The organism is Rothia endophytica (assembly GCF_928381505.1).
Classification (GTDB): Bacteria; Actinomycetota; Actinomycetes; order Actinomycetales; family Micrococcaceae; genus Rothia; species Rothia endophytica_A.
Genome location: NZ_CAKMSJ010000001.1, coordinates 29012 through 44018, shown reverse-complemented (window position 1 = coordinate 44018; position 15007 = coordinate 29012). Strand labels below are relative to the sequence as shown.

The 15007-nt window shown below is 50.6% G+C and carries 12 protein-coding genes; 10 read left to right on the top strand and 2 right to left on the bottom strand.

Annotated elements, in window-relative coordinates; all coding sequences use genetic code 11:
* The first annotated feature begins 27 nt into the window (after window positions 1-27).
* Window positions 28-1572 (top strand): sensor histidine kinase, encoded by a 1545-nt coding sequence (locus tag L6990_RS00200; RefSeq protein ID WP_237202069.1) that lies wholly within the window; start codon window positions 28-30, stop codon window positions 1570-1572.
* 95 nt (window positions 1573-1667) lie between these two features.
* On the opposite strand, the gene L6990_RS00195 is transcribed toward L6990_RS00200, so the two are convergent.
* Window positions 1668-1916, bottom strand: coding sequence for a WhiB family transcriptional regulator (locus tag L6990_RS00195; RefSeq protein ID WP_135013289.1), 249 nt, complete (start codon window positions 1914-1916; stop codon window positions 1668-1670).
* A 283-nt stretch (window positions 1917-2199) separates the two neighbouring features.
* On the opposite strand from L6990_RS00195, the gene L6990_RS00190 reads away from it, so the two are divergent.
* Window positions 2200-2571, top strand: coding sequence for a hypothetical protein (locus tag L6990_RS00190; RefSeq protein WP_237202068.1), 372 nt, complete (start codon window positions 2200-2202; stop codon window positions 2569-2571).
* On the opposite strand, the gene L6990_RS00185 is transcribed toward L6990_RS00190, so the two are convergent.
* Entirely contained in the window at window positions 2531-6277 is a 3747-nt protein-coding gene (locus L6990_RS00185; protein WP_237202067.1) for an FtsK/SpoIIIE domain-containing protein, read from the bottom strand. The genes L6990_RS00190 and L6990_RS00185 overlap by 41 nt on opposite strands.
* Window positions 6278-6510: 233 nt before the next feature.
* On the opposite strand from L6990_RS00185, the gene glf reads away from it, so the two are divergent.
* The 8 genes from glf (at window position 6511) to L6990_RS00145 (ending at window position 15003) form a co-directional block, all read left to right on the top strand.
* Window positions 6511-7698 carry a UDP-galactopyranose mutase gene (gene glf, locus L6990_RS00180; RefSeq protein ID WP_237202066.1) on the top strand — a complete coding sequence of 396 codons (1188 nt, stop codon included), beginning with the start codon at window positions 6511-6513 and terminating at the stop codon, window positions 7696-7698.
* A gap of 11 nt (window positions 7699-7709) precedes the next feature.
* The gene (locus L6990_RS00175; protein ID WP_237202065.1) at window positions 7710-9737 is read left to right on the top strand and encodes a glycosyltransferase; all 2028 of its coding nucleotides are present in this window, start codon (window positions 7710-7712) and stop codon (window positions 9735-9737) included.
* Window positions 9734-10615 (top strand): ABC transporter permease, encoded by an 882-nt coding sequence (locus tag L6990_RS00170; RefSeq protein ID WP_237202064.1) that lies wholly within the window; start codon window positions 9734-9736, stop codon window positions 10613-10615. Before L6990_RS00175 ends, L6990_RS00170 begins: the two co-directional genes overlap by 4 nt.
* Window positions 10616-10636: 21 nt before the next feature.
* Window positions 10637-11395, top strand: a complete 759-nt coding sequence (locus L6990_RS00165) for an ABC transporter ATP-binding protein (RefSeq protein WP_440480476.1) — start codon at window positions 10637-10639, stop codon at window positions 11393-11395.
* 336 nt (window positions 11396-11731) lie between these two features.
* Complete coding sequence (locus L6990_RS00160) at window positions 11732-12967, top strand: CpaF family protein (RefSeq protein WP_237202415.1); 1236 nt, start codon at window positions 11732-11734, stop codon at window positions 12965-12967.
* Window positions 12967-13824, top strand: a complete 858-nt coding sequence (locus L6990_RS00155) for a type II secretion system F family protein (RefSeq protein WP_440480475.1) — start codon at window positions 12967-12969, stop codon at window positions 13822-13824. Before L6990_RS00160 ends, L6990_RS00155 begins: the two co-directional genes overlap by 1 nt.
* The gene (locus L6990_RS00150) at window positions 13821-14753 is read left to right on the top strand and encodes a type II secretion system F family protein (protein WP_237202061.1); all 933 of its coding nucleotides are present in this window, start codon (window positions 13821-13823) and stop codon (window positions 14751-14753) included. Before L6990_RS00155 ends, L6990_RS00150 begins: the two co-directional genes overlap by 4 nt.
* Window positions 14754-14793: 40 nt before the next feature.
* Window positions 14794-15003, top strand: coding sequence for a hypothetical protein (locus tag L6990_RS00145; protein WP_237202436.1), 210 nt, complete (start codon window positions 14794-14796; stop codon window positions 15001-15003).
* Window positions 15004-15007 lie beyond the last annotated feature (4 nt).

The window sequence follows — 15007 nt, the reverse complement described above, 5'->3', positions numbered from 1 at the left end:
TGATAGACAGTCCAAGGAAGAAATAGCATGCCATTAATCGACACGCTCTCTCGCAGCGGAGCTTTTGGTCCGGGCGATATTGAGTGGCTACATCTGCTCACTAATGAATGGCAAATCATCGCTGATACGGGGTACTGCGACATCCTTCTATGGGTTCCAGAAGCAGTTCTCGACGGCAATCACCACCTCCTTTCCCAGCCTCTTGAATCAGATGCAGGCTTTCTGTGCCTAGCCCAAATTCGTCCGTCCACCACTCACACGGTCTTTCATACCGACCGGGTAGGGCAGCAGCTTAGTGCCGGTCTTTTAGAGAGGGCTGTAGCCAGCTGGAACAGTCATACGCCTAAAGGGACTGACGACGAGCACACCATCAAAGACATAATTCTCGATACTGAATTTATCCCTCTCATCAGAAATGGACGTCCGGTGGCACTGCTCTCGGTACATCGAGAAAACCTGGGAACCAGGAAACGGCAGCAAGCAGAACGAGTGTATAGGGACGTTGCCCACCATTTACTACAAATGGTATCGAGGGGCGCCTGGCCAGAATTTTCGGCACCGGTAGGAACTGCTCACGGTAATCCGCGTGTCAGTGATGGCCTGCTCATGCTCGATACTGATGGCAGCGTACTCTATGCGTCCCCCAACGCCCTATCTATCTATAAACGTTTAGGGTTCAGCGGAGACATGGTAGGAGAGAGCCTGCTGCATCTCACCCGGTCTCTTCTTCCAGCCGGTGAAAAAGCAGATGAGACTCTACCTTTGGTGCTCACAGGTCGTATGCCCTGGCGAGCTGAAATTAAGGCTAAGCGGCAAAATGTTACTTTCCGGGCGATTCCTCTACGGCAATTCTCGCGACTAGGCGAAGAACGCTACGGAGCCTTATTACTCTGTAGAGACGTGACGGAGCTACGCCGCCGCGAGCTTGAGATGATGTCTAAGGATGCAACAATCCGCGAGATACATCATCGGGTGAAGAATAATCTCCAGACCGTTTCAGCCCTCCTACGTTTACAATCTCGACGCATGAACAGCGTTGAGGCTAAGGAAGGTCTAGAGCAGGCCATGCGCAGGGTTTCTACGATTGCGATGGTGCATGAAGCGCTTTCTCAAGGTCTGACTCAGGAGGTCAATTTCGATGACCTCATCGGCAGGCAATTCAACCTAGCTGCTGAGCTGGCGTCTCCAGATCAGCACGTCCATACGCGAATTGTTGGGTCCTTCGGTAAACTCCCCAGCCAAATTGCTACGCCCCTGGCACTGGTTATCAACGAGGTTGTGGCAAATGCTGTTGAGCACGGCTTAGCCGGACAAACTGGCGAGGTAACTCTAAGCTGCTCGCACGACTACAAACCCAACGGCGATCATATTATGGTGGTGAGCGTTGCTGATAATGGAGTTGGCCTCACCGATGAAACCAGGTTGATGTTGGAAAGCGGCGATTCATCCTCAGGTTTGGGCACACAAATTGTAAAGACACTTGTTTCAAGTGAATTGGGTGGCAGTATCCATTGGAGCTCGGTTAAACCTCACGGAACGCTTGTCACTATAGAAGTTTTGCTATCGGGCTAAGCGCAGCGATCGGCTTCGAAAAGCAGTGTTAAAGAAAAGAAGGAGAGCTTGAAAGCTCTCCTTCTTTTGCTATATCTGTGCAGTATGGTCTGACCTTAGGACGCACGCCGCGCGCGCGCTGCGCGTCGCTTCATAGCCCTTCGTTCGTCTTCACTCATACCGCCCCAAACACCTGAATCCTGGCCAGTTTCAATGGCCCACTGGAGGCAGGTATCCATCACAGTGCAAGAACGGCAGACGTTCTTAGCTTCTTCTATTTGAAGAAGCGCTGGTCCAGTATTTCCTACGGGGAAAAAGAGTTCGGGGTCTTTTTCAAGACAAGCAGCACGGCTTCGCCAATCCATTAGCATGCTCTCCTAGGTGTTACCGGAATAACTAAAGCTGAAAAGTTTTCAGCAACTAACTATAAAATTTGGCCCCTTATAGTAAGGAGCCAAAGCTGAACTCCACTAACTTTCCCACGTTATGGGTCTTCAGACAAGGGGGGTAGTGACGAAAATTGGCACCAACGGCTGAGTGAAATATCACAGGGCATACCTTGGGGGTGTTTCTGAGTGAGAACTGCCACGAAAGTGCCCTTAGGCTAGTAAAAGTGATATTAGAGAATGAGAAGAAAAGGCGCTAATAATGTCTCAGCAACCCTTACCTGCGGCGGTAAAGCTTACCGTTAGCCTTGTGGCGCTGGAGGTTCTAGCTCTGCTCTTTTTTACAGTGAGCGGTGTGATGACAGCGAATGATCTGAGAGGGGCATCAGTCGTAGGCTCATTTTTTCTACTGATTGCCTTATCTCTGGTTATCGGTGTGGTGGCGTTCTGGAAGCATCGCCCTTTTAGCCGCGCGCTCATTCTGGTGTGGCAATTCTTTGGTGTTGTGATTGGAGTTCAAACTGCTCTAAGCAACGCACCTTTATATGGTGTGCCGGTGGTATTGCTGAGTGGAGCAATTATCATCTTGATGTTTACTCAGCCATTGCTTCGTCATACTCGCCAGTTTTCCTAGGCACCGCTCTCAGTGGGACGTGAAAAGCAAGGGTCGTTCCATGATCGATGAGCACCCCTCTGCCAGGCGGAACCTTGCCATCAGTTTTTAGATCCCAGGGTAGGGCTGCTCCTGTGTAAAAGCTCAGATCAGATACCGAGGTGGGTGCTAATACCAGCCCAGTTTCTGTTCCGGACAGAGCAGACAGGATAGGAGAAGTACTCCATCTGGGCCATGGGGTGTAGGCCACGATAACTTTTGAAAAACTGTCTCTTTCCTGAAGGATGAACCTCTGTATCTCTTCGTTGAGAAGATGCAGATTATCAATACAGAGGATAGGAAGATCTTTATGGCCATCACAGCTACTGATAAGAGCGTCCTTAAACTGCTTCAGCGTTGATCCAGCTTCACCAGGTAGAAATATAGCTGATTGCTGTTTGTTCATTTCCATCAGGGACCGCAGAAAATTCGTTTTACCGCCTCCTTTCTTCCCAGAAACAGCTATAAAGTTGCCACCCAGCTTGGGCAGACCGACAGCGGATCCATTTCTTGTTATCCCGATGCGCCACCCATCTTTTTCAGTAAGCTCAGGTACATCCTTTAGCGACAGGTGAGTAGGGAGTTGGCCCAGTACTAGCTTTTTATCGACCTGTTGAATTATTGGACTAAATTCTGGGTCTGGAAGCGCAAGGCATACCACCCCGTTCTCTGCGGCGTCGCCCACCAACGATTGAACGGCGGTGCCCTCAACAGAAAACTGGCCTTCATGGGGTCGGTTGTATTCTTTGCGGTGGGACCTCAACGGATCTGTCTCAAGGTAGGAGGCCGAAAAGAGTACGTTAGCGAAAAGCTGCTGGAATTTGCCTCGGGGCAAGGATGAGGCCGTACATATCGTTTTCACAGTGCAGTGGCCCACTGGGGACAGAAGGTCTAATATTTGTGTCTCAAAATCTGGGTATCGTGCCATAGTGTCTTGGATTTGATCCAAACAATCTAAAACTAGCAGCGTTGGTGACCGTGTCGGTATAAGTGTTTCTACAGCACCTCGCACAAAATCGATGTCTTTCATAGAGTAGGCATAGCAGTTGGCAGCGGAGGCTGGGAATCGTGTTTTCACCCGATGAATGAATTGTTCTGATGGGGAGAAACAAAAGACAGACGAACCGTTACTTAGAGCTTGTTCCATCAGCGTAAAGACATGCTCATTGCGTTCAACCGGTGAAGCAAGGAAAAGAAGGCAGCCGTCATCTTCTTCCCACCACCATTGGTTCTGGATACCCGCATCAGGCACTTCGAGAACGCCAATGTTGAGGCTGAGCGGTGAAGCGCTAACACTGTATGGCCGGGGACTGAGAGAAGGGGCGATGGGTGTATAGCTCTTTTCAGCAAAAGATGGCTGCTTTGATAGAGCAGAGCACAGGGTAGTTAGCTCTTTATCTGTAAGAGCTTGAGCTGCTTGGCCTAGGCCATCATCGGTGCCCTGGCTACACACCGCTGAAATAGAAATAACCTCGGATTCTGTGGCCCCGTAGTAACCGTTGATGAGTGGTGCTTGAAATTTTATGAGGCGGTTTTCGGAGTCCTTTGCGTACCCAACCCCGGGGGAGCGGGCAGGAATGGACGCGGCGTCCTCCGTTGATATGACGTTGTAGGAGTCTTGCGTGGAACTAACTCTCAAGCAGAAAGCCGTGGCGATGTTTGCTCTGATTTCAGCAGATACGGCTCCCTGCGGACGCTGAGTAGCGAGAAAAAGATGGTATCCCAGCGAACGACCTATGGTGGCTATTCGCATAATTTCATTCATAATGATGGGGTGTTGGTCGACCAGCATTTTGAACTCATCGATACAAATCACAACTTCAGGAAAGTCTAGATCCGTTTCAGCGCCCAAGATCAAAGCACGGTAGTCCTTATGGGAGCTTACTCCGGCTTGGTGGAAGGCCTTTTCCCGCTTTTTCAAATCTGCGCGTAAGTATTTTAATGTACGGGAGAGTTGCGTGATATCGAGATCAGTGATGGAAGAAACGCAGTGGGGTAGAGTTGTTAGAGGGCCAAGACCTGCACCGCCCTTAAAATCAATCAGGATAAAGCTTAGGCGGGTGGGCGGGGCCGTTAGAGCCATGGACCAGAGCGCTGAGCGTAGGAACTGTGATTTCCCGGAGCCTGTGGTGCCTGCACACAGAAAGTGAGGGCCATGGGTATTTAAACCGTAGGTGAGCGTAGCCCCGGTTTCGGGTTCGATTCCGGCAAAGAAATGTACGTCTTCGGCGTCTTGGAATGGGTTCTCAGGGGGAGCGGCAAAATATTCGATGTCGCTGGTTCTTGAACCAGCAATAGAATGCCCTGCCTTGTTGAGTGCTTGAGTAGGTAGGGAACTAACTAGAGCCCGGTAGGTAGATTCACTAATGCCATCTACATTTACTCCTCTATCCCGCAAGCAAACACCGCTGTAGGTAGGGGCTTCGTCGCTCGAGAGAGAGAAAATTATCGCCTTCTGAGGTGATATGGCGGGCTTTCTTTCACAGATAATAATTCCCGTTGCCCCGGAATCAAGCCTCCTTATCAGATGGCTTGATGGGTGAGCCAGCAGAGGCTGTACTAATTGGTGATATGACCTGCTATCAGCCGGCGTCACCAAAATACTCACGTGACTACTCCCTGCCAACAGATGTACAAGAGCCAACCGTTGAGTATGAACTGGAAGGGTCGGCATGAGTTCAGCTGCCTGCCCAATGCTAACTATAAAGGGAGCTGCATCGATCAGTGGAGGGTTTGAGAGCTCTCGCTGTTTACTACGTATCTTAGTTTCACGCTGATGATGCCCTAGAACTATTTCTTGACCGATTGAAAGGGCACCGAACTGTCTAACATTGGCCAGATCACGTGCAGCTGCTTCCAACACAGCATTCCGGGTCTTTCGGCTTTCACCACGGTGAGAGATCATATGCAGCGCCATTAGCATTGATGAAGCTACCGACATAGCTAGAATCAACCATAAACCGGTGAAGAGAGCTATCGTCAGCCCTACGATGAGTGGCATGAGAATCATGGCAACCTGCAGCGCTTTGGGGCGAGGAGCAGGGAGTTCTATTTCTACATCGTCAGTATCCCTGAAGGAATCGGAGAATCTTCGCGGCTCACCTATCCTAAGCACGCTGTTGCCAATTTTGATGAGAGATTCAGTCTGTATAGCGTGGCTGTTTAGCTTTGAGCTGTAGGTAACCCCTGAATGGTCCACCCTCATATAACCTTCAATCGGGTGCATACTGGGGTCATTCAGGGTGATGTCGCAGTTATATCGGCCGATGCTCCACCGTCCTCGTGAAAGGGAAAATGCTTTTCTAGAGTCTGGGCCGTGCATGATCTCGGCACTGTAGATCGTTGATGCTCCTTCCACAGCACCTTTACCCCGATAAGATTCCACGATGGATCCGTTGAGTAGGGGAGGCTGCCCAACTAATAACTCCCTGATGGGGGTGCTGGCTATGGCCCATTCATGGCTTTCTGACCCGAAAAATTCTTGTAGTTTTTCTTGTAGCAGGACGCCAGAAACAGTGCCGGTGTACCGCAGATGCACAGCGGTGAACTCCGTTTTCGAGGGACTTTCAACCAACAATCTAATATCCATGCCGTCCATTACATTTCTGGAGAAGCGCCCTATCAAGGGCATATATCCGTGATGCAACTTTTCACGGTTGATTTTGAGCATGTGGTGATCGATCGCCAAATAATTTCTCCGGTGGCTTAGCCCACCACAATTAGTCAGCATCCCAGACCGGGGAATAATCACACTGACTTCTCAGCCAAATCGATGAGTAATAGACCACCTTTTCGGGTAGCTTTAGATATAACTCTGTTTACCTCAAAGAAGGTAGGCACATCATAGAGCTTCCCCTGTCACGGGAGGCAAATTATAGAGATGACGCTTTCCCAAGCATCATTCGTACACAAGGAGTATTAGTGAACGCTGATCTTGTAGTTGTGGGTTCAGGTCTCTTTGGCCTGACAATAGCTGAACAGGCTGCAACCGAGCTGGGGCTAAAGGTGGCTCTACTCGACCGACGTCATCACATCGGCGGCAATGCATACAGTGAGAACGAAGAACGTACTGGCATTGAAGTACATCGCTACGGCGCTCACCTCTTCCATACCTCCAATGAGCGAGTCTGGGAATACGTCAACCGTTTCACCGGTTTCACAAACTACACTCACCGTGTTTACACCAACCACAACGGCATTGTTTATCCCATGCCCATTAACCTAGGCACCATCAATCAGTTTTTCAATGCAGCGTACTCTCCGGCTGAAGCTAAGGCCCTCATCCAAGAGCAGGCGGGAGAGCTGGCAGGAACTGACCCGAAGAACCTCAACGATAAGGGTATTTCCCTCATCGGACGTCCGCTCTATGAAGCGTTCATCAAGCACTACACTGCCAAGCAGTGGCAGACTGACCCCGCTGATTTGCCGGCGTCCATCATTTCTCGCCTACCGGTGCGCTACAACTATGACAACCGCTACTTCAATGACAAGTATGAGGGTCTGCCCGTTGACGGCTACACTGCCTGGCTTGAGCGTATGGCAGCACATCCTAATATTGAGGTGCACCTCAACACTGACTTCTTCGAAGAAGGTCACGAGTACTCCCGCTCCAAGGTAATCGGCCAGGTGCCAGTTATTTATACCGGGCCTGTCGACCGCTACTTTGACTATGCCGAAGGCGACTTGTCCTGGCGCACCATTGATCTTGAAGAAGAAGTTCTCGAGATGGAAGATTTCCAGGGTTGCTCCGTGATGAATTACCCAGATGCCACCCACCCCTACACCCGTATTCACGAGTTCCGTCACTTCCACCCCGAGCGTGACTACACTAAGGATGCCACTGTCATCCACCGTGAGTACTCACGTTTTGCCGAGAAGGGTGATGAACCCTATTACCCGATCAATACCGGTGCTGACCGCGAAATGTTGCTAAAGTACCGAGACCTGGCTGCCGGTGAGCAGAATGTACTGTTCGGTGGGCGTCTGGGCACCTACAAGTATCTCGATATGCACATGGCAATTGGTGCGGCTCTATCGATGTTTGACAATAAGCTCCGCCCCCATTTTGAAAAGGGCCATCAGATCGCCTCCGGCGGAATCGACGCTTAAGGTAAGGAAACATGAGCACAACGACTACAACTGAGGTGGCCCCTCAGCGCGTACTTCAACGCGTTATTTTGCCTGAAGCTGTTCAAACTGACGTTATCCCGCTTTATATTGATGGTGGTAACGCTACAGGCGTGCACCTTCCCACACGACTGGACGGCAATGCAGCTGATACCATCGCTGCAGCCGCCGCTGCCCAAGAAAATGCAGCTACGAATTCTGCACTTTCCAAAGCCAACCAACCTGATGTCCTAGGTCGACGTTCAGCTCAGATCTCTGCGGGGAAAACTGTTTCTTTTGGAACATATTTCAATGCTTTCCCTGCATCATACTGGCGCCGTTGGACCTCACTTCAGTCTGTAACTCTTAGAGTTCATACTGAGGGCGAGGGCATGGTAGTTGTCTATAAATCTAACGCTCGAGGGGTAATCCAGCGCGTTGATGCTGCGGTTGTAGCGGGGGCTATGACCTCAAAGTTCAATCTAACTCTGGCGCCCTTTGGCGACGGCGGCTGGTACTGGTTTGACCTTTCCGCAACCAAGAGTGATGTCACTCTGGTCGAGGCTGAGTGGGCAGGCGCTATTACCCCCCGCCTAGGAGATGAAGGCGGCAAAGCTACCGTCCAGATCACCACCATGAACAAAGTCCAGTACTGCATCGATAACATTCGGTCACTGGGCGAGAACCTTGACGCCCTAGACAGCGTCAAAGAAATTCTCATCGTAGATCAGGGAACTGAAAAGGTTTCAGATCACCCTGATTTCGAAGAAGTGGTTGCACCTCTAGCCGGGAAGTTCCGGATTATTAACCAGGGCAACCTTGGCGGGTCCGGCGGCTTCGCTCGAGGCATGTACGAATCGGTTAATAACGGAAGTGACTATGTGTTGCTCCTGGATGACGATGTTGTGGTTGAACCCGAGTCCATCCTGAGAATGATCACTTTTGCCGATTACTGCAAGAACCCCACCATCGTGGGTGGCCATATGTTTGATATGTACGACCGCTCAGTTCTGCACGCTTATGGTGAGGTAGTTAACCCCTGGCGCACTTTCTACGATCGCCCACACGAAGACATGTCTTTGGGACACGACTTGGGAAAGATGAACTTGCGGAGCACCCACTGGATGCACCGCCGTGTAGATGTTGATTACAACGGCTGGTGGATGTGCCTCATCCCCACCGAGGTTATTAAGCAGATTGGTTTGTCACTACCCCTATTCCTCAAGTGGGACGACGCTGAATACGGGCTCCGAGCGAAAGAGGCCGGATTTGCTACCGTCTCCTTCCCCGGTGCTGCTCTGTGGCATGTCTCGTGGCAGGACAAAGATGATTCAGTAGGTTGGCAGGCCTACTTCCACGAACGCAACCGACTCATTACAGCACTGATTCATTCACCCTTCGATAAGGGCGGATCAGTTCTCAGAGAGTCCCTCTTCCTGGATGTCAAGCACGCGCTTTCTATGCAGTATTACACCGAAGAGGGCCGTTTGATGGCAATCGAGGATCTCCTATCGGGCCCTGAACATCTTCACCCCTCACTGAGTGAACGCCTGCCCGTTATTAGGGGCAAGGTTAAAGAGTTCCGGGACGCTCAGCTTAAGACCGATCTGGATGATTACCCCCAGCCTAAGACGAATAAGCCACCCTTCAAGGGAAGGCGGAATTTCAAGTCACCCGGTTACCAGAAGCTGATTCCCTGGGCTGTTTCTACCGTAGGGCGTCAGCTGTTTAAACCGGTGGACGACCTCGCTAAAAAGCACCCTCAGATTCAGTTGAATTACTCTGAAAACCGCTGGTGGACTGTTTCTAAGTTTGATTCAGTGCTGGTTACCAATGCTGAAGGTACTGGAGTTTTCTGGTATCAGCGCGATCCCCAGCAGTTGCGTGCCAACCTCGCAAGGGCAACAAAGCTTCATGCTCGTCTTTACCGCGAGTGGGCGTCCTTGCGCCAGCAGTATAGAGATGCTGCAGCACGCGTTGCTTCCTACGAAGCGTGGCAAGAAACATTCGATCAGCAAACAGAGTCTGAGCTCCGTCGATGAGTATTTCAACCCATTCCCCCCTGCTGCCTCCCGGTCGTGGCAGGGGGCTAAGGGACGTTCTCAAAAACCGGTACCTTCTTAAGCTTCTGGTCGACAAAGAAATTCAGGTTCGGTATCGCGGATCTGTTTTGGGCATCTTGTGGTCCTACATTAAACCCGGTGTTCAATTCGGTGTCTTCTATATCGCCATGGGTCTTTTTCTGGGCCTTGAGCGAGGTATGCAGAATTACGCGATTTACCTGTTCTCAGGAATGATTGTTATCAATTTCTTCTCTGAAGGTTTCAGTAATGGCGCTAAAGCCATGGTTGTAAATGGCGCTCTGATCAAGAAAATCTATCTGCCGCGCGAGCTATTTTCTGTCTCAACGATTTGGGTAGCACTCATCCATTTTGTTCCGCAGATTCTGGTCTTGCTGATTGCCTGTTTCTTCGCTGGGTGGAGCCCCGATATCAAGCAGTTGGGTGCTGCTTTTGTGGGAATGGCTATCATCATGCTATTTTCTGCAGGGCTAGGCCTCATCTTCGGTGTTGCTAATGTATTCTTCCGGGATTCTGAAAACATCGTAGATATGCTTCTAATGGTGGCGACCTGGTTCTCGCCGGTACTCTACTCCTGGACCATGGTGAGGGATACCCTTTACCCGTGGGTGATGACCGTTTATATGCTCAACCCGCTTACGGTTGCTGTAGAGCTGTTTCACTATGCTTTCTGGATTCCAACGCTGAGTGCCGAGGCTTTGACTCTACCCACCTCTCACATCCCTCCGAACCTTCTGACCTTCTGGGTGCCGATAGCTCTGCTGATCTCATTGGTGACACTGTGGATTGGCGATGCACTCTTCCGTAGGCTTGAGGGCAACTTTGCTCAGGAGCTCTGATACAGCGTGAAGATTGAAGAAATGAACCTGCCACCGGTTTCGCCGGACGCCGCAGTGGTGATTCGCGTTGACTCTCTGGTTAAACGTTTTGTGCTCCGCCATACTCGCTCTATGAAGGAAGCCTTTATCTGGCTCATTAAGGGGCGTAAGGGCGACCTGAACGAAAAGTTCAATGCACTGAACGGTGTAACGGTAGACGTGCGCGAGGGGGAGCGGGTAGCTCTACTCGGCTTTAACGGCTCTGGTAAATCAACTCTGCTCAAACTTATCTCTGGAGTAATGCACCCTGATGGGGGAGAAGTGCTGACGCGCGGCCGTATCGCTGGCCTGATCGAGGTTGGTGCGGGCTTCCACCCCGACCTCACTGGACGAGATAACGTCTATCTCAACGCTGCAATTCTCGGCATGGAGAAGGAACAGATTGAGGCTAAGTTTGACCAAATCGTTGAATTCTCAGAAATTGGTGAATTCATTGATACCGAGGTCAAATTTTATTCTTCAGGTATGTACCTGCGATTGGCGTTCGCGGTGGCTGTTCATACCGATCCAGAGATTTTCTTGGTGGATGAAATCCTCGCCGTAGGCGATGAACCCTTCCAGAAAAAATGTATTGGCAAGATTAGAGAGCTGTGTGCAGAAGGCAAGACCCTGGTGGTCGTGAGTCACGACCTTGACTTGGTCTCAAAGATTTGTGACCGCGGTGTGGTTTTGGAGAAAGGCAACCTTAGTTTTGATGGGCATATCGATGACGCTATCAAGGTACTGCGCGGAGAGATGTAGAGTAACCACTAGTTCTTACTAGTAGGGCACCCACTGAACATATCGTTCAGTGGGTGCCTTTTTAGAAGCTATGGTCGAAAATTGTGTCAATATGTTACGAATTTACAGTTCTATGTGTACATCTCTCACCCCAAGTCACCCCAAAATGAGGCTAAATCTATTCCTCCTAGTCAAAGGATGGCTACTGATTAGTAGCTAGATGCGTTCTGCTACTTCAAGTAGGAGGTTATCCACAGCCCGATGACTAGGTTTGGATATTTCGCCACATCAAGGCTATGTTTGTGCTTGTATCGGAGGGCTCGAGAGCTGGGATAAGGGGGAATGACAGTGTCCGTAATTGAAGCTGAACGACTGCTTGAGATGGACGTACGTGACCTCGTGCGTCAGAGCAATATTGATCCCCTGACCCAACCTGATGAGGCCAGAAAACTCATCACCAGAGCTATCGATTCCTACGAGCAGAGAATGCTCAGGGGGATTGTTCCTAGAGTCGATAACCTTGCGCCTCTTCACCACGTGCTTTTCGACAGAGTGTGTGGGTTTGGTGAAATCCAAAAGTTTCTTGATGATCCTGATATTGAAGAAATCTGGATCAATTCACCAACCGAGGTATTTGTCGCTCGGGGAGGAGAATCTGAGCTAACCGGTGTCTCTCTGGACGATCAACAAATTAGGGCGTTGGTTGAGCGAATGCTCAAAACCTCTGGGCGCCGTCTCGACCTTAGTACCCCTTTCGTCGACAGCTCCCTGCCTGATGGGTCCAGGCTGCACGTTGTAATCCCCGATATCACCAGGAAGCACTGGTCTGTGAACATCAGGAAGTTCATTGCCAGAGCAACCCGTCTCAACGATCTCGTGAAGCTAGGTTCACTCTCGCCAGAGGCTGCTCGCTTTCTTGATGCTGCCATTGCTAGTGGTCTTAACGTTCTTGTCTCGGGTGCTACGCAGGCTGGTAAAACCACCATGCTGAACTGTTTAGCAGCCTCCATTGGTATGCGGGAACGAGTTGTGACATGCGAAGAGATTTTTGAGCTCAAAATACCCTTAAGGGACGTCGTCAATATGCAATGCAGACAACCTAACCTTGAGGGACAGGGCGAAATTCCCCTGCGACGTCTTGTTAAGGAAGCGTTGCGTATGCGGCCTGACCGCCTCATCATCGGCGAAGTCCGCGAAGCAGAATCCCTTGATATGCTCATCGCTCTCAACTCTGGCTTACCCGGTCTGTGTACAATCCATGCCAACTCTGCCAGGGACGCAATAACCAAAATTTGCACCCTGCCCTTGCTCGCCGGTGACAATATCTCATCGGGCTTCGTGGTTCCGACCGTAGCATCATGCTTTGATCTTGTGGTTCACTGTACCCGTGACCTACACGGTAAACGGCGAGTAGAAGAAATCGTGGCTGTAGGTCACAGGGTCGAGAACGGAATAATTGAGACTTCGACCCTCTTCACTCAGCGTGAGGGCCGCCTTGTATGTATTGCCTCAGAAACACCTTCTCAGGATAAATTTAGGAGGGCGGGTTATTCCCCAGAGACCCTTCTCAGCCACACCGGGGATTCAGCATGATAAGCGTCATTATGGGTTTGATGATGGGAGTTGGGTTCCTCTTTATCTGGATGTCTTTTTGGCAGGAAACCCAGAATAAGCCCTTGAAGGTACGCAAGGCATCCAGCTTGCAGACTATGTTGCGGCAAGCTGATCTTGAGAAGATATCGGTTAAGTTATTCTTCGCGATGTCGCTAGTGGCTACTCTCTTCCTCATGATTATCGCATTGGCGCTCACAGGCATAGTTCCACTGGCGATCATTTGTGGTGTAATAGGAATCTTTTTACCCCGGACGGTGGTGCGTTACCGCGCAAAGCGTAGACAAGCTGTGTTACGGGATCTGTGGCCAGATGCGGTGGACCATCTAAGGTCTGCTATCAGAGCCGGAATGTCCCTTCCGGAAGCTCTGATGCAACTCAAACACCGCGGCCCCGAACCACTCAGGCCAGCTTTCGCAGCTTTTGCTTCAGACTATAGGGCTAGTGGCGAGTTTGTTCCTGCACTGGAACGTCTTAAGACGCGGCTCAGCGACCCTACAGCAGATAACATCATCGAAGCTCTTAAAGTAACGCGTGAGGTTGGTGGTACTGATTTAGGGCGACTATTAGGAACGCTGAGTATGTTCCTTCGAGAAAATACCAGAACCCGCTCTGAACTCGAGGCTCGTCAATCGTGGACAGTCAATGCAGCCCGCCTGGCCTGTGTTGCCCCATGGGTAGTTCTGGGCCTTATGGCGACTCAACCCAGCACCCTAAAAATCTATAACAGTGTGGCTGGATTCGTCGTTCTTGGTGGTGGCCTGCTCATTACAATTTTTGCTTACAGACTGATGATGAGAATAGGTGCGCTGCCTGAAGAAAAGCGGGTGCTGGCATGAATCTCGAAGTTATCTTGGCGTTGAGCTTAGCCTGCGGCCTTTGGCTTATTATTCTCAGCACGCTGGTACACCGAACCGAGGACTTTTCTGAGCGTATTGCCCCTCAACTTCGGGCAGCTGAACTAAGAAAAAATTCGGTGAGTGAGTTTCGCAGTTTACCCGAAGGTTTATACGGTGGGTTTACCGCTATGCTGGCACCGGCCATTGAGACAATGTACAAGACCCTGGGTAGGAGCAGCCTTGATACCGCTTCTCTGGAGAAACGTATTGAGCAGTTGGGAGGCGGACTCACCGTCTCTGAATACCGCGTGCAGCAAGTTCTGTGGAGCATTGGAGCTCTGACCCTAGCACTGTTTTTTGTGGTGATGGGTGCGGTAAGGGGACAGGTAGGAATAATAACCGGTCTGATTCTAGTACTACTGGCTGGCGCCTGCGGTTTCCTGGGTAGAGACTACTGGTTGACTCAGCAGATCAATAAGCGTGAGAAGGCAATGCTTGCCGAGTTCCCTGCGCTGGCTGAACTAATGGCACTGTCGGTAACAGCTGGTGAGTCAGCGATTGGTTCTCTTGAACGGGTGGTGCGCAGCTCAAACGGCGAGCTTTCAAAGGAATTCCGTAAGATTTTAGCCCTGACTCGTTCTGGAGAAAGTCTTCTGAGTGCCTTGCAGAGCTTTTCTCATAGAACTTCCGTCGCAGCTTTATCTCGATTCGTAGATGGTCTCATTGTGGCTATCGAGAGAGGAACGCCGTTAGCTGATGTCCTTCGAGCTCAAGCCCAGGACGTCAGGGATAACGCTAAACGAGAGCTTATGGAAACAGCTGGTAAGAAAGAAATCGGCATGATGACACCGGTTGTTTTCCTTATCTTGCCACTCACCGTGTTGTTTGCGATGTTCCCAGGTATCTCACTTCTCAATCTAAATTTTTGACCACCTACTTACATCTATATCGAAAAGAAGGAACCCCACTATGAAGAATCTTATGAACGAAGCCTACCTGAAAGTGATGCTGGCTCTTTTTGCCCCGCACCCCTCAGAAGACCACAGCGAGCGAGGGGATGTACCTGGCTGGGTCATGATTACCATGATGACCGCAATTCTGGTCGCTGCGATTCTTGTGGTTGCTCAAGATGCACTTGTCGGGATGTTCAATAACGCTATGTCGATGCTGAGCCGCTAAAGAT

Bases quoted from the DNA above. Each gene is read 5' to 3' on its own strand.
- L6990_RS00200 (WP_237202069.1), top strand. From the start codon at position 28: ATGCCATTAATCGACACGCTCTCTCGCAGCGGAGCTTTTGGTCCGGGC.
- L6990_RS00195 (WP_135013289.1), bottom strand. From the start codon at position 1,916: ATGGATTGGCGAAGCCGTGCTGCTTGTCTTGAAAAAGACCCCGAACTC.
- L6990_RS00190 (WP_237202068.1), top strand. From the start codon at position 2,200: ATGTCTCAGCAACCCTTACCTGCGGCGGTAAAGCTTACCGTTAGCCTT.
- L6990_RS00175 (WP_237202065.1), top strand. From the start codon at position 7,710: ATGAGCACAACGACTACAACTGAGGTGGCCCCTCAGCGCGTACTTCAA.
- L6990_RS00170 (WP_237202064.1), top strand. From the start codon at position 9,734: ATGAGTATTTCAACCCATTCCCCCCTGCTGCCTCCCGGTCGTGGCAGG.
- L6990_RS00165 (WP_440480476.1), top strand. From the start codon at position 10,637: ATGAACCTGCCACCGGTTTCGCCGGACGCCGCAGTGGTGATTCGCGTT.
- L6990_RS00150 (WP_237202061.1), top strand. From the start codon at position 13,821: ATGAATCTCGAAGTTATCTTGGCGTTGAGCTTAGCCTGCGGCCTTTGG.
- L6990_RS00145 (WP_237202436.1), top strand. From the start codon at position 14,794: ATGAAGAATCTTATGAACGAAGCCTACCTGAAAGTGATGCTGGCTCTT.